Source organism: Sphingomonas sp. GC_Shp_6, assembly GCF_026540835.1.
Classification (GTDB): domain Bacteria; phylum Pseudomonadota; class Alphaproteobacteria; order Sphingomonadales; family Sphingomonadaceae; genus Sphingomonas.
Window position 1 is genome coordinate 448,687 of record NZ_JALNUO010000001.1, and the last position, 14,442, is coordinate 463,128.

17 protein-coding genes are annotated in these 14,442 nt (G+C 67.4%); 9 read left to right on the forward strand and 8 right to left on the reverse strand.

Annotated features, from left to right (window positions below; genetic code table 11):
- Positions 1-113: 113 nt before the first annotated feature.
- Positions 114-362, reverse strand: coding sequence for a DUF2171 domain-containing protein (locus OXQ95_RS02315; protein WP_242096325.1), 249 nt, complete (start codon positions 360-362; stop codon positions 114-116).
- 59 nt (positions 363-421) lie between these two features.
- On the opposite strand from OXQ95_RS02315, the gene OXQ95_RS02320 reads away from it, so the two are divergent.
- The 3 genes from OXQ95_RS02320 to OXQ95_RS02330 are packed head-to-tail and all read left to right on the forward strand — an operon-like array spanning position 422 to position 1,882.
- Positions 422-622, forward strand: coding sequence for a hypothetical protein (locus OXQ95_RS02320; protein WP_242096324.1), 201 nt, complete (start codon positions 422-424; stop codon positions 620-622).
- On the forward strand, positions 604-816 hold the full coding sequence (locus OXQ95_RS02325) for a hypothetical protein (RefSeq protein WP_267378996.1): 213 nt from the start codon (positions 604-606) through the stop codon (positions 814-816). The genes OXQ95_RS02320 and OXQ95_RS02325 overlap by 19 nt, the downstream gene beginning before the upstream one ends.
- Positions 817-820: 4 nt before the next feature.
- The gene (locus OXQ95_RS02330; RefSeq protein WP_242096323.1) at positions 821-1,882 is read left to right on the forward strand and encodes a ribonucleotide-diphosphate reductase subunit beta; all 1,062 of its coding nucleotides are present in this window, start codon (positions 821-823) and stop codon (positions 1,880-1,882) included.
- Between the two features lie 208 nt (positions 1,883-2,090).
- Here OXQ95_RS02330 and OXQ95_RS02335 read toward each other — a convergent pair whose 3' ends face one another.
- Both OXQ95_RS02335 and OXQ95_RS02340 read right to left on the reverse strand, forming a co-directional pair.
- Positions 2,091-2,759, reverse strand: coding sequence for an opacity protein (locus OXQ95_RS02335; protein WP_267379001.1), 669 nt, complete (start codon positions 2,757-2,759; stop codon positions 2,091-2,093).
- 335 nt (positions 2,760-3,094) lie between these two features.
- Positions 3,095-3,451 (reverse strand): DNA primase, encoded by a 357-nt coding sequence (locus OXQ95_RS02340; RefSeq protein ID WP_267379004.1) that lies wholly within the window; start codon positions 3,449-3,451, stop codon positions 3,095-3,097.
- 133 nt (positions 3,452-3,584) lie between these two features.
- On the opposite strand from OXQ95_RS02340, the gene OXQ95_RS02345 reads away from it, so the two are divergent.
- A complete protein-coding gene (locus tag OXQ95_RS02345; protein ID WP_267379007.1) occupies positions 3,585-4,541 on the forward strand; it encodes a 2OG-Fe(II) oxygenase family protein in 957 nt (318 codons plus the stop codon).
- A gap of 222 nt (positions 4,542-4,763) precedes the next feature.
- Here OXQ95_RS02345 and OXQ95_RS02350 read toward each other — a convergent pair whose 3' ends face one another.
- From OXQ95_RS02350 to OXQ95_RS02365, 4 genes are all read right to left on the reverse strand, one after another.
- Positions 4,764-6,353, reverse strand: coding sequence for a helicase HerA-like domain-containing protein (locus OXQ95_RS02350; protein ID WP_267379009.1), 1,590 nt, complete (start codon positions 6,351-6,353; stop codon positions 4,764-4,766).
- A gap of 281 nt (positions 6,354-6,634) precedes the next feature.
- On the reverse strand, positions 6,635-8,149 hold the full coding sequence (locus OXQ95_RS02355) for a Do family serine endopeptidase (protein ID WP_267379011.1): 1,515 nt from the start codon (positions 8,147-8,149) through the stop codon (positions 6,635-6,637).
- A gap of 94 nt (positions 8,150-8,243) precedes the next feature.
- Positions 8,244-9,107 carry a protease modulator HflC gene (locus tag OXQ95_RS02360; RefSeq protein WP_242096317.1) on the reverse strand — a complete coding sequence of 288 codons (864 nt, stop codon included), beginning with the start codon at positions 9,105-9,107 and terminating at the stop codon, positions 8,244-8,246.
- Positions 9,104-10,228: a protease modulator HflK gene (locus OXQ95_RS02365; protein WP_242096316.1), complete on the reverse strand. Its 1,125-nt coding sequence runs from the start codon at positions 10,226-10,228 to the stop codon at positions 9,104-9,106. The genes OXQ95_RS02360 and OXQ95_RS02365 overlap by 4 nt, the downstream gene beginning before the upstream one ends.
- A gap of 69 nt (positions 10,229-10,297) precedes the next feature.
- Between OXQ95_RS02365 and OXQ95_RS02370 the strand changes: the two genes are divergently transcribed.
- From OXQ95_RS02370 to OXQ95_RS02390, 5 genes are all read left to right on the forward strand, one after another.
- A complete protein-coding gene (locus tag OXQ95_RS02370; protein ID WP_267379285.1) occupies positions 10,298-11,248 on the forward strand; it encodes an Mrp/NBP35 family ATP-binding protein in 951 nt (316 codons plus the stop codon).
- 110 nt (positions 11,249-11,358) lie between these two features.
- On the forward strand, positions 11,359-11,790 hold the full coding sequence (locus tag OXQ95_RS02375) for a CoA-binding protein (protein ID WP_267379015.1): 432 nt from the start codon (positions 11,359-11,361) through the stop codon (positions 11,788-11,790).
- Positions 11,791-11,853: 63 nt separating this feature from the next.
- Positions 11,854-12,225: a hypothetical protein gene (locus tag OXQ95_RS02380; protein ID WP_267379017.1), complete on the forward strand. Its 372-nt coding sequence runs from the start codon at positions 11,854-11,856 to the stop codon at positions 12,223-12,225.
- Complete coding sequence (locus OXQ95_RS02385) at positions 12,222-12,647, forward strand: hypothetical protein (protein WP_267379020.1); 426 nt, start codon at positions 12,222-12,224, stop codon at positions 12,645-12,647. The genes OXQ95_RS02380 and OXQ95_RS02385 overlap by 4 nt, the downstream gene beginning before the upstream one ends.
- Positions 12,644-13,081 (forward strand): hypothetical protein, encoded by a 438-nt coding sequence (locus tag OXQ95_RS02390; protein WP_242096313.1) that lies wholly within the window; start codon positions 12,644-12,646, stop codon positions 13,079-13,081. The genes OXQ95_RS02385 and OXQ95_RS02390 overlap by 4 nt, the downstream gene beginning before the upstream one ends.
- A 133-nt stretch (positions 13,082-13,214) precedes the next feature.
- Here the strand turns inward: OXQ95_RS02390 and OXQ95_RS02395 are convergent, their stop codons facing one another.
- Entirely contained in the window at positions 13,215-14,378 is a 1,164-nt protein-coding gene (locus OXQ95_RS02395; protein ID WP_267379287.1) for an MBL fold metallo-hydrolase, read from the reverse strand.
- Positions 14,379-14,442: the final 64 nt, after the last annotated feature.

Below are 14,442 nucleotides of genomic sequence, written 5' to 3' on the forward strand. Positions count from 1 at the left end.
GCGCAACGGTGCCGTCTGACGGCGTGGCGATGCGCGGCCGCCCGATACGAAAAGCCCCGGCTCGCAAGTCGCGAACCGGGGCCGAAAGTCTCGCGGGCGCGTGCCCGACCGGCTTACTCGGTCTCTTCGAGGCTCGTCACATTGTCGGCGGTCGCGCTCAGGCGGACCTTGCCGTCTTCGATCCCCGCCACCAGGCCGACCGAAATGTAATGATGCTTGGCGCCCTGGCCGTCCTGAGTCTGGGGGCTGTCGTTCTTGGTCAGCTTGATCCGGTCGCCGTCCATGTGATCGACCGTGCCGACGTGCACGCCGTCCGCATCGACGACTTCCATATGCTCCTGGATCTGGGTGGTATCGACCATGATAAGGCTCCTGCGTTGAAGGTTGCGGGTGCGAAACGCATGGATGCGGATATGGTCGCATGACGTGGCAGGTCGGCATCATGTTCACCGTCGCGGGGCTGTTCACGCTGATCGGTATCGCGATGCTGGTGTCGCTCGCCTGGCCGACGGCACCTGCGCGCGTCTATGTGTTCCGGATGGTCGGCATCATGCTGGTCGCCGCCGGTTTCGTGCTCGGCCTGTCGGCCGACGCGATGTGGTCATGGGGGCCGGGGCGGTGAACGGCTTTGTGCTTGGAAACTCAGCGATCATCATGCTTGCGGGCATCCTGATGATGACCGCGCCGCACGTCATAACGCATCGAAACGGAATGGAGCCTGAAAACTCCATAGAAGCCATTCGGACCTATCGCATCAGCGGCGTAGCGCTGATCCTTCTCGCTTTCATACTCATCGTTCAGCTTTTCTCGGAGTAATCCCATGTCGCTCACCGAAGCCCGCAAGCAGTACAAGCCGTTCGAATACCCTTGGGCGTTCGATTTCTGGAAGCGCCAGCAGCAGCTCCACTGGCTGCCCGAGGAAGTGCCGCTCGGCGAGGATTGCCGCGACTGGGCGCAGAAGCTCAGCGAGCACGAGCGCAACCTGCTGACGCAGATCTTCCGCTTCTTCACGCAGGCCGATGTCGAGGTGCAGGATTGCTATCACGAGAAATATGGCCGCGTGTTCAAGCCGACCGAGATCAAGATGATGCTGACCTCGTTCAGCAACATGGAGACGGTGCACATCGCCGCCTACAGCCATCTGCTCGACACGATCGGCATGCCCGAGAGCGAATATGGCGCCTTCCTCGAATATGCCGAGATGAAGGAAAAGCATGACTACATGCAGAACTTCGGCGTCGATACCGACGAGGACATCGCCCGCACGCTCGCCATGTTCGGCGGCTTCACCGAGGGCGTGCAGCTCTTCGCCAGCTTCGCGATGCTGATGAACTTCCCGCGCTTCAACAAGATGAAGGGCATGGGCCAGATCGTCACCTGGTCGATCCGTGACGAGAGCCTGCACTGCGAGGGCATCATCAAGATGTTCCACACCTTCTGCCACGAGCGCCAGTGCCTCACCAAGGCGGTGAAGGACGACATCGCCGACGTGTGCCAGACGACGATCCGGCTGGAGGACAATTTCATCGATCTCGCCTTCGAAATGGGGCCCGTCACCGGCATGACGCCCAAGGAGATCAAGAAATATATCCGCTTCATCGCCGATTGGCGGCTGAACCAATTGGGCCTGAAGCCGATCTACATGATCGACGAACATCCCCTGCCCTGGCTCGCCCCGATGCTGAACGGCGTGGAGCACGCCAATTTCTTCGAACAGCGCGCCACCGAATATTCGAAGGCGGCGACGCGCGGCAACTGGAACGAGGTGTGGGACGGCTTCGACAAGCGCCGTAAGGCCAAGGCCGGCGTCGGCGCGCTGCCGACGCAGGATCTGGACGACAGCGGCGACATGTTCGCCGCGGCCGGGGTGGCGGCGGAGTAAGCGCGCCATGTACCGCTCCGGCAGGTGTCCGGGGCGGTACGCCGGTGGGCGAACGGTTGCGAGGGCCGCCGGTGCGACGGGCTGCCACGGATCTTGACGCAAGCGATCGGCAAGGGCCGCACGTATCCGTGCCCCATCTTCGCCGCACACCAAAGGGGCGGGGGATGTCGCCATCCCCCGCCCCTTTGGCACTTTCGATCGCGAAGGATCAGAAGTGCGTGATGACGCCCAGCATCGGGCGCAGGCTGCGGAAGCTGCCATAGGTGTTCACCTCGGCGCGGATGCGGAAGCCCGCATTGCCGGTGATCCCCTTCAGGCCGATATCCTTCGGGCCGACTTCGGTGCCGATGCCATAGGTCATCGCGCCATAGTCGCGGTTCAGGCTGGCGCCCGTGTTATACTGCGAGAAATGGTCGAAATTGACCCACTGATAGCCGACCTTGCCGTAGAACAGGCCGCTGTCGCCAGCGCGCACGCCGACGCGACCCGCACCGCCATATTCCCAATCGATGTTGCCATCGATGCCCTTGACCACGTTACCTTCGACGCCGACGAAGATCGGCCCGAGCGGCACGTTGATGCCGGCGACGCCCTGAACCAGCGCACCCTCGAGGCGGTAGTTGTTGCGGACCGAACCGTTGGAGTTCAGCGCACGCGGCAGGCCGTAGCCTCCCTGGTTGTCGAACGATTCCCAACCGCCCATCACGCCGAAATACGGCTCGATGCCGAACGCCTTCGAACCATCGGGTGCGCGCGGGCCGCTATCGGCCGGAGCGGCGGTGTCGACGGGAGCCGGCGCGGCCGCATCCTGCGCGAACGCGGGGGCAGCGGTGATCGCGGCAAACGCAGCCGCGGCGGCGAGGGTGAGCTTACGCATCGTTGTTCATACCTTCTATTATTAATGATCTTGGCAACCGAGGGTCACCCGAGGGTCACCGAAGTTGCCTAGGCCCCACAAAACCAGCCTTGAAGGCGATCGTTGCATTGCAGCGCAGAAATGCGCGGAACAATCAAAACTGTCGCATTTCCGCAACGGTTTCTTGCCAAAGCATGAATGCACTGCGGCGAGAATACGGCCGATGCGCGCCCTTGGCGAGGCGGTACGTTCGTGTCAGACTGTTCGCCATCGCTGCGCCTCATCATCGGCGGCCCGAAATCGGCACACGCCGATCGGCAGAACATCATGACGGCCGGACGAACCGGCCGCTCGGATCAGGGCTTCAGCGCGACGTCGTCGGCGTCGTCAAGCGCATCGTCGTCATCCTCGTCCGCGCCCGTGGCATCGGCATCGAACGCGTCCTGCGCGTCGTCCTCGTCGGTGTCGTCCTCGTCCATGGTGACGCTGGCGTCGCTCTCGCCGACCTCTTCGGAATCCATCCGCGTCTCGTCGATCGACTCGTCTTCGTCGTCATCGTCGCCGATATCGGGCTGGAGGTCGGTCAGGATCACGCCGTCGCTGGGCCCGTCGCGCGTGGCCTCCATGATCTCGGCGCGCTGGCTTTCGTCATAGCCTTCCTCGTCATAGCCGTCGTCGCCCGATCCCATGCCGGGAACCTGATGTCCGCCCATGATCCATCTCCTGATTGTGCCTCCAGCCCGAACGGTGGGGGCGGGGCACGGTTCCGTCGCGCGGGTCCGATCGGATTGGAAAGCGGCGCGCAGGCGCGTAAGACGGGCCATAACCCCTTGCCGGACAAAGACGATGCTCGACACTCCCGCCGCCCAGGTTCCGACGCTCAGCCTCGCCGAACAGGCGAGCGATCCCGATGGTTTTGCCGCCGCGCTCGGCGGATCGTTCGAACGCTTTGGCTTCGCGATCGTCGCGGATCACGGCGTGCCCGACGATCTGATCGCGCGCGCCTGGGTCGACACGCAGGCGCTGTTCGCCCGCGACGATGCGGAGAAGCGCGGCTATCACACGCCCGGCGGCGGCGGCGCGCGCGGCTATACGCCGTTCAAGACCGAGATCGCCAAGGGCGCGAGCGCGGTCGACCTGAAGGAATTCTGGCATGTCGGCCGCGAACTGCCCGAGGGGCATCGTTATGCCGCGCAGATGGCGGCCAATATCTGGCCGACACAGCCCGAGCGGTTTCGCGACACCTTCCTCGCGTTGTTCGCCGCGTTCGATGCCGCGGGCGACCGGCTGTTATCGGCGATCGCGCGCCACCTGAAGCTCGCCCCCGACTGGTTCGCGCCGGCGGTGAAGGACGGCAACAGCGTGCTGCGGCTGCTCCATTATCCGCCCATCCCCGCCGATGCGGAGGGCGTGCGCGCCGGTGCGCATGAGGACATCAACCTCATCACGCTGCTGCTGGGCGCGGAAGAGGCCGGTCTCGAACTGCGCGACCGCGACACCGGCGCGTGGCTCCCGGTCCGCCCGCCCGAGGGGGCGATGGTGGTGAACGTGGGCGACATGCTCCAGCGCCTCACCAATCATGTGCTGCCCTCGACCACGCACCGCGTCGTCAACCCGCCGCCCGAGCGGCGCGGCCATTCGCGCTATTCGATGCCGTTCTTCCTCCACCCCGCGCCCGATTTTCTGATCGAGACGCTGCCCGGCTGCATTACGCCGCAAAACCCGAACCGCCATCCCGTGCCGATCACCGCGCACGACTATCTGCACGAGCGGCTGGTCGAGATCGGGCTGGTCAAGGCCTGAGGCGTCGCCGCTCGGTCCAGCTCCAGATCCGTTCGTGCTGAGCCTGTCGAAACGCTTTTCTCCGCGATCGCGCTTTCGCGCGCGGAACAGGCCCTTCGACAAGCTCGGGGCGAACGGGTTTGGTGCATAGGCGGCGCTTCATCACCTGAAGTCGGGCGCGACCTTGGTGCAAAGCCGGTCTCCGCGCCTCCGCGTAAACCATTCGGTACGCAAGGACGCCGGTCAGCGTCCCCGGAACAGATTTCCGAGCACGCCGCGCGCTACCGTCTCGAGAAGGCCGCCCGCTGCCGATCCGCCGCGGCTCTTCGTGCCGAACACCTGTTTGCCGATCTCATTGGCCACCTGCCGCCCGATCGACGAACTCGCGGCACGCGCCGCCGATGTCGCCATCTTCGCCCAAGGGCTGTTCGCCGAAGCCTGCGCCGCGGCGCGCGCCTCCTGCGCGTCGGCCTTCGCCTGCGCCGCGGCGGCCTTTTCCGCGTCGGAGGTCGCCTTGGCCGCGGCGACCGAAGCGCTCGCCTCCTGCGCCCGCGCGGCGAGCAGTTCCCCCGCAGATTCGCGGTTCACCGCGACGTCGTATTTCGCGCCGATCGCGTCCGTCTCGATCATCACCTTGCGCTCGTCGGCGGTGATCGGCCCCACCCGGCTGGCGGGTGGCTTGACGAGCGTCCGCTCGACGGGGGTGGGCGATCCGTCGGCCTGGAGCAGCGAGACCAGTGCCTCGCCCACCTTCAGCTCGGTGATGGCGCTGGCCACGTCCACGCCCGGGTTGGCGCGGAACGTCTCCGCGGCGGCGCGCACCGCCGCCTGATCGCGCGGCGTGAACGCGCGCAGCGCATGCTGCACGCGATTGCCGAGCTGGCCTGCCACCGTATCAGGCACGTCGATCGGATTCTGGGTGATGAAATAGATGCCCACGCCCTTGGAGCGGATCAGCCGGACGACCTGTTCGATCTTTTCCAGCAGTGCCTTGGGCGCGGCATCGAACAGCAGATGCGCCTCGTCGAAGAAGAAGCACAGCACCGGCTTGTCGGGATCGCCGACCTCGGGGAGATGCTCGAACAATTCGCTCATCAGCCACAGCAGAAAGGTGGAATAGAGCTTGGGGCTGGCCATCAGCCGGTCCGCGGCGAGGATGTTGACGACGCCGCGCCCCTTGTCGTCGGTCTTGATGAAATCCGCCATGTCGAGCGCGGGTTCGCCGAAGAAATGCTCCGCGCCCTGCGAACGCAACTGGAGCAAAGCGCGCTGGATCGCGCCAATCGACTGTTTCGACACGTTGCCATAGCTGGTCGTCAGTTCGTCCGCCCGCCCCGCGCAATCCGCCAGCATCGCCTGGAGATCGTCGAGATCGAGCAGCAGCAGCCCGTCCTTGTCGGCGACATGGAAGGCGATCTGCAGCACGCCCTCCTGCACGTCGTTCAGATCCATCAGCCGGGCGAGCAGCAGCGGCCCCATCTCGGTAATGGTGGTGCGGACGGGATGGCCCTGCTCGCCGAACAGATCCCAGAACTGCACGGGATTGTCGGCATACGCCCAATCGGTGTCGCCGATCGCCGCGGCGCGTTCGGCAAAGGCGGCGTGCGTCTTCGCCGCCGGCGATCCGGCCATCGCCAGGCCCGACAGATCGCCTTTCACGTCGGCGACGAAGCACGGCACCCCGGCCTGGGAAAATCCCTCGACGATGCCCTGCAACGTCACCGTCTTGCCGGTGCCCGTCGCGCCCGCGATCAGCCCGTGGCGGTTGGCGCGCCGGAGATCGAGCGTCTGCCGCGTGCCGTCCGCCGCCATGCCGATGAAGATGTCGTCCATGTGCCGCTCCTGAACTGGGGTTATCGTACCATGCACCGTTCGCCCAGAGCTTGTCGAAGGGCGGGTCCCCATACGAACGCTTGCGTGCGGAGCGCGTGCTTCGACAAGCTCAGCACGAACGGAGATAGAGAGGGGATCGCGTCGACGTTATCCTGCTCTGAAGCCCTCTCCGCCATATCCGCCCGGATCGCGTAAAGTCGAGCCGTCTCCACAGGCCACCCGAAACGAAAAAGGCCGCCGCTCACGGGGAGCGACGGCCTTATCCTGATCGAGAGAGCGGCTTATTTCTTGATCTTCACCGGGATGAACTGGCCGATCTTGCCGCGCTGCACGAACAGCAGCACCTGATCGCGCCCGGCTGCGCGCGCCGCCGCGACGCCGGCAGTGAGCGCTGCCACGGTGCGCGTCGGCGTGCCGTTGATCGAGACGATCACGTCGCCCCGCTTCAACTGCTTCTGCGCCGCATCGCTCGACGGATCGACCGAGGCGATCACGATGCCGGTCACGCCGGCATCGACCCCGATCGAGCGCGCGATGCCCGGCGTCAATGGCACGACGTTCAGGCCCAGCGTACCCGTCGCCGGTGTGGCCTGGGTCGAGCCCGAATCGTCGTCGGGCAGGCCGTCGTCATCGTCGCCGCCCAGCGTCTTCTGCAACACCTCCTCGCTCGGCCGCGTGCCCGCCTTCGCGGTCAGCGTCAGCGGCTTGTTGTCGCGGATCACGTCGAGCCGCGCGGTGCCGCCCGGCGGCACGTCGGCGACGAGGCGGCTGAGCGAATTCTGCGGGGTGACCTCCTTGCCGTTGACGCGGACCACCACGTCGCCCGCCTTCAGCCCGGCGCGCTGCGCCGCCTGATTGGGCTCGATCCGGCTGATGAGCTCGCCACGATCCTTGGGCAGACCCAGCGCCGCGGCGATATCGTCCGTCACCGGCTGGATGCCGATGCCCAGATAGCCGCGCTTCACGCTGTTGCCGCGGCGCAGCGTTTCGATGATCGGCGCCGCGTCCTCGGCGGGGATCGCGAAGCCGATGCCGACATTGCCGCCCGACTGCGAGATGATCTGCGAGTTGATGCCGATCACTTCGCCGTTCAGGTTGAACATCGGGCCACCCGAATTGCCCTGGTTGATCGCCGCATCGGTCTGGATGAAGCGATCATAGGCGCCGAGCCCGACGCGGTGCAGCGCCGAGACGATGCCCGCGGTGACCGTCGAGCCGAGGCCGAAGGGGTTGCCGATCGCCAGCACCCAGTCGCCGACGCGCGACCGCGTGGAATCGCCGAAGCGGACGAACGGCAGGCCGGTCGCGTTCACCTTCAGCAGCGCCAGATCGGACGTCGGATCCTTGCCGACCACCTTGGCGGTATATTCCTTGCCGTCCACCAGGGTGACCGAGATCGACTCGACCGTCGCGCCCTTGGCGCCTTCGATCACATGGTTGTTGGTGACGACATAGCCGTCCGCCGAGATCAGGAAGCCCGAACCCAGCGACGCGCCCTCGCGCTTCACCGGCGGCCCCGATTGCGCGCCGCCGCCGCCGAACAGTTCGCCGAACGGCGTGCCGGCAAAGGGGTTCGCCTGCTGCTGCTGGACGATCGACTGTTTGGTCGAGATGTTGACGACCGCGGGCTGGAGCTTGGCCACCAGATCGGCGAAGCTCATCGGCGCGCCGGGCCGCGGGGCGGCCTGCGCGATCAGCGCGGGATCGTTCTGGGCGGTCTGGCCCGGCTGCAGCGCGAGCGACGCGGTCGCCCCCCCGAGGAGAAGTGCGGTGGTCAGGGCATAGGCATAACGCACGGGAGATTGGTCCTCTCGGTTCACGTTCGAAATCGGTTCGCCATGGCGGCGATCGGCTGAACGATGCTTGAATATGAACGAACGATTCAGGCGCTCAGCGCCCGCGACCCTCGAATTGTTTGAGATAGGCGTTGTTGGGCGAAAGGATCAGCGCGCTCGATCCCTCGGGCGTGGTGCCGTCCGCGCCGAACGTGTGCCGGTAGGACTGCATCGCGCGATAGAAATCGTAGAAGTCCGCGTCCTTGTTGAATGCATCGGCATAGATCTTGGCCGAATCCGCATCCGCCTGCGCGCGCACGATCTGCGCCGCCTTCTGCCCTTGCGCGCGGATCGTGATCGCCTCCTGCTGGCGCGCGGTGGCCATCCGGTTGAGCGCGCTGTCGAGCGGCGAGCCGACCGGCAGGTTCGCCTGCTTGATCCGCACGTCGACGATCTCGACGCCATATTGCGTCGCCACGCGCTGAAGCGCGGCCTGGATGTTGTTCATCAACTGCCCCCGCTCGGGGCTGAGCAGTTCGACGAACTGGCGCTTGCCGAGCTCGTTGCGCAGCGCCGAGCCGAGGATCGGGCGAAGCTGGTCCGCGACGCGATCCTCGCTGCCCGCGCTCACCACCATCTTGAGCGGATTGACCACGCGGTAGCGCGCATAGGCATCGACTTCGAGGCGGAGCTGGTCGGTCGAGAGCACCAGCGTGTTCTCCAGGTCGATATCCTGCACGCGCTTGTCGACCCACACGATCCGGTCGATGAACGGGATGCGCGCGATCAGCCCGGCGCCGGTGCGGCCGAAGGGCTGGTTCGGCGCCCAGGCGTTCACGGTGCGCACGGGCTGTTCGAAGCGCAGGATCACCGCCTGTTGCGTTTCCGGCACGATCGCGAAGGTGGCCGCCGCCACGATCACGAGCAGCAGCGCCAGGATACCGGCCACCACCGGGTTGCGGAGCGACAGGCCGTTCACTGGGCGCCTCCCGCGGCAGGGGCGGGCGGCGGCGCGGCGCTCACCGTCGGATCGGGCAATTTGCGCGCGCCGGCCAGCGGCAGATACGGCGTGACGCCGGGCGTTTCGATGATCGTCTTGTCGGTCTTGGCGAGCACGGCTTCCATCGTGTCGTAATACATGCGGCGGCGCGTCACCTCGGGGGCGAGCTTGTACTGCGCATAGACCTTGTCGAACGCCGCCGCCTCGCCCTGCGCGCGCGCGACCACCTGCTGCGCATAGGATTGCGACTGGTTGAGATTGGCCACCGCCTCCTGCTGCGCGGCGGTCACCTTGTTGAATTCCTCGACGATCCGCGATGGCGCGGCGGCCTGTTTGATCGCCACGCCCTGGATGCGGACGCCCGAATGATAATCGTTGAGGATCGCCTGGGTCAGATCCTGCACCCGCTGCTCGATCACGGTGCGGCCGGCGCCCAGCGCCTGTTTCAGCGTGGTCTGCGCGACGACGGCGCGCATCGCGCTTTCGGCTGCGGCGCGCACGGTCGACTGCGGATCGGCGAGCTGGAAGACGTAATCCTGTGGCGACGCGATGTTCCAGCGCACCGAATAGGCGAGATCGATGATGTTCTGGTCGCCGGTCAGCGTCAGATTCTCGCCCTCGCCGGTCGGGAAATTCTCGGTGCGGATGCGCTGCACGTCCACCTTCGTCACATGCGCGATCGGCGCGGGCAGCGTCCAGCGGATGCCCGGATCGATGGTTTCCGAATAGGCGCCGAAATAGGTGACGACGCCGCGCTGCTGCGGGCTGATCGGATGGACCGACGTGTAGAGGATCCACACCCCCAGGATGATCGCGGTGCCGATCGCCCACAAGGCGCGCGCATTGGGCGCGGACGGCAGGCCGCCGCCGAAGCCGCCGCCCATTCCGCCGCCGCCGCCACCCGTCGCGCGCGCCTTTTTCAGGAAGTCGTCGAGCGCGCTCGGCCGGCCGATGGGTTTGCGGCCGCCGGGCGGCAGCGACCAGGGGTTGCGCGGGCCACCCTCGCCCGGACCGTCGCCCGAGCCACCACCCCAGGGGCCCTTGGGCGGTTCGGCGTTGAGGATCGAGGGACGCCGGGGCCAGCGCGAGAGGAATGTCATCCTGTCTTTATAGGAGGGCGCCAGCGGAAAAACAGTGCCAAGGGACCCATGCGGGCCTATCTCGCGCGCATGATCGATCTGGAATCACTGAAGGCCGCGGTCGCCGCCGTCACCGGCCCCCGCGCGACCGTGCGGATGGAGGGCACGCGCGTGGGCATTGTGCTCGATGCGACCGGCCTTGCCGCCGCCGAACGCGAGGCGATGGAGGCCGCCGCCAAACAGGCCGCGAACCGGCCCGGCGTCTCCGAAGTGCGGATCGTCGTCACCGCGGAACGCATGACGCGCGCGCTGATCGCGGTCGCGAGCGGCAAGGGCGGGGTCGGCAAATCGACGCTGGCCGCCAATCTGGCCATCGCCCTGTCGCGCGGCGGGCGACGCGTCGGGCTGGTCGATGCCGATATCTACGGCCCCTCGCAGCCCAAACTCATGCACTGCGAGGAGGCCCGCCCCACCGCGCACGGCAAGGTGCTCGATCCGGTGCCGACGCGCTACGGCGTGCCGCTGCTGTCGATGGGGCAGCTCGTCGATCCCGGCAAGGCGATCGCATGGCGCGGGCCGATGGCGGCGGGCGCGCTCGGCCAGCTGGTCGAGGCGGATTGGGGCGCGGTCGACACGCTGGTGCTCGATCTGCCCCCCGGCACCGGCGACGTGCAGTTGACGATGGTGCAGAAATACCGGCCGGCCGGCGCGGTGATCGTCTCCACGCCGCAGGATCTCGCGCTGATCGATGCGACGCGCGCGATCGATTTCTTCGACAAGGCGGGCGTGCCGATCATCGGCCTGGTCGAGAACATGGCCGGCTATGTCTGCCCGCATTGCGGCGAGAGCTCCGATCCGTTCGGCAGCGGCGGTGCCGAGGCGGCGGCGGCGCGGCTCGGCATCCCCTTCCTCGGCCGGGTGCCGCTCACCATCGCGATCCGCACCGCATCCGACGCGGGCGCGCCGCCCGCCGCCGATCCGTCCGACACGGTGTTCGCACCGATCGGCGCGCGGGTCGCCGCGTGGCTGGCATCTGCATGAAACCGGCGCGATGAAACCGGCAGGCGCGATCGGCGTTGTCCTGTCACCGGTCGTACCCGGCGCGTAGAGCCGCGGTACGAGCGGACCAGTTTTCCTCGGACGGAGACGTCATGCCGCTCACCACCGATGCCGACATCAAGGCGCTGCTGGACGAGGCCCGCACGATCGCGATGATCGGCGCGTCCGACCGGCCGGACCGGCCGTCGTACGGCGTGATGGCGATGCTCCAGCGGCACGGATATCGGGTGATCCCGGTGAACCCGCAGATCACTGGCGAGCATGTGCACGGCGAGTTCGTGTTCCGCGATCTGTCGCAGCTCGGCGACCCGATCGATATCGTCGACATCTTCCGCAATTCCGCCGCGGCGGGCGAAGCGGTGGACGCGGCGATCGCAGCGGGCGCGAAGGCGGTTTGGATGCAGCTCGGCGTGATCGACGAAGCCGCCGCCGCGCGGGCCGAGGCGGCGGGGCTGAAGGTGGTGATGGATCGCTGCCCCGCGATCGAGATCCCGCGCCTGGGCGTCGCGCCGATCGCGGCGTGACGGCATCGGGGCTTGCGCGATCCCCGGCGCTGCGTCAGGATCGGCGCATAGAGGGATGCGCGCATGCTGATGATGCCGATGCTGTTGCTCGCGGGGGATCCCGACATCCTGCCTGCTACCCTGATCGCCAATGCGCTGGCGCGCACCACCGCCGAGCATCGGTGCACGCCCGATCCCGATTTCACCGACGTGACGGTATGCGGCCTGCGCGGCGCGGACCGTTTCCGCGTGCCGTTCGCGCAGCATGCCGTCGCGCGCACCGATGACGTGACCGCCACTCGCGCCGCGCTGCTCCACGAACGCACGCCGATGGAGGAGATGGGGCCGTTCCTCGTCGGCGGCGGGATGGCGGGCGTGCACGCCGGCACCAGCTTCGGCCCCGGCGCGGACAGCGGGAAGGCGAGCGTCGGCGGTTTGCGGCCGCTCGCCCCATGATCGGCGCCGCGCTGCTGATCCTCGCGCAGACGGCACCCGCCGCGGCGGCGCCCGAGCGTTTCTCGATCCTCGTCGATCCATGCGCGAGCGCCAATGATGATAAGGGCAAGGACATCGTGGTGTGCGGCCGGACGGACGCGATCACTCCGCGGCTGCCGCTGCGCGACGATCGCGGCGTGCCCGATCGGGGGGTGCCGTCCAATCCCGAACTGCGCGCCACCCAAGCCATGGCCTTGGAAGCGGCGCCGTGCGGCGCGAGTCAGAAAGGCTGCACCGTCGGCTTCGGTCCTCCGGTGATGCCCGCCATCAAGGCGGCGGCTGGGCTGGTGAAAGCCGCGTTCGCCGAAAAGCCCGACAAGACCGGACGCATCCCGATCGACCTGAGCGAACCGACCGCCCCGATCCCGGCCCCGGTGCCATGATCGGCGCCGCGCTGCTGATCCTCGCGCAGACGGCACCCGCCGCGGCGGCGCCCGAGCGTTTCTCGATCCTCGTCGATCCATGCGCGAGCGCCAATGACGACAAGGGCAAGGACATCGTGGTGTGCGGCCGGACCGACGCGATCACCCCGCGGCTGCCGCTCCGCGATTTCCGCGGGCCGCCCGATCATGCGGTGCCCTCCAACCCCGATCTGAAGGCCTCCGTCGCGCTCGACGGGCCGAGCGCGCGCGGCGAATGCGGCGCTTATGGCGAGGCCTGTCCGGTGGCGATGGGCGGTTACGTGCTGCCCGCGATCATCGGCGGCGCGGTCGACGGCGTGAAGCGCGCCTTCGCCAAGCATCCCGACAAGACCGGGCGCGTGCCGATCGACCTTGGCGACCCGCCGCCCATCCCCGCCAACGCGCTCCAGCCCTGACGCGCGTCCGGCCGATCCCGACGCGGGATCACGCTGCTTAGATCCGATCTCTGCATTCGTTCGTGCTGAGCGTGCTGCGATGGGCTCAGCACGAACGGGTCTCGTGATCCGGTCACGCCAATGCCCTCCCGCTCTATTGCATCGCCTTCACCGTCGGCGTGTCGAGGCAGCGGAGCAGCGCGTCGCGCGACATGGCGGGGACGGGCGCGGGCTTCGCATAGGGGGCGATCTCGATCGGGCGGCCGATCGGCTCGGCGACAAAGCCGGTCTGCCCGGTGCACGCCATCGCCGCCGCCAGCAGCTTGGGCGGCGTGTCATAGGCCTCGTAGGACAGGCGGAACGTGCCCCAATGGATCGCCATCGCGTGCGCGGCGCCCAGATCATGGTACACCGTCACCGCATCGACCGGGCCGATATGGCTGCCGATCGCCATCTGGCCGGGCACGAAGCGGAACGCGCCGATCGGGATCATCGCGAAGCGGATCGGGCCGTACGCCGCCGCCTCGGCGGGCCAGCGGCCGTCGCCCATGCCGGTGTCGCCCGCGAAGAAGACGTTGCCGCCCTGCGGCATCGTGACGACGAAGCCCGACCAGAGCGCCCGGTTGCGATCGGTGTTCCACCGCGTGCCCCAGTGATGCGCGCGCGTGACGATCACGTCGATGCCCGGCCGGATCGGCACCCGCTGGCCCCAATCGACCGCGGTCGCCTGCGCGCCGGTTTTGGCGATCACGCTGTCGTTGCCGAGGCTGGTGACGATATGCGGCCGGTCGCGCCGCCACAGCCGGCCGATCGTCGCCAGATCCATATGGTCGTAATGATCGTGGCTGAGCAGCACCACGTCGATCCGGGGAAGCGCGTCGAACGCGATGCCGGGCGCCGTCACTCGCTTCGGCCCGAAACCCAGCGGCCCGGCGCGATCGCTCCACACCGGATCGGTGAGGATGTTCAGCCCCTGCGTCTGCACCAGCACCGTCGCGTGGCCCACCCAGGTGACGACCATCCGCTCGCCCTCGATCCGCGCGGCGGGCACCGCACTGGGCGTCGCCACGTTTTCCGGCCATTTCGGTCGCCCGTCGGTGCCGGTGAAGAATCGCCAGAAAAAGCCGATCCGGCTGCCGCCACTCGGCACGCCGATCGTATCGGCGTCGCCGTCCGGATTGCGGAAGCGCGCGCCGTCGAAATGGTCGGTGGCGGGGCCGCGATAATAGATCCGGTCGAGGAAGCGCGGTACGATCGTGATGGCCAGTGCGAGCACCACGATCAGCAACAGGATGAGCGTACCGACGATCTTGAGGATGGATGCCACCAATTTATTCTGCCTGCCGGAACACCTGGATCAATCCCAACGCGGCGCGCGCGGC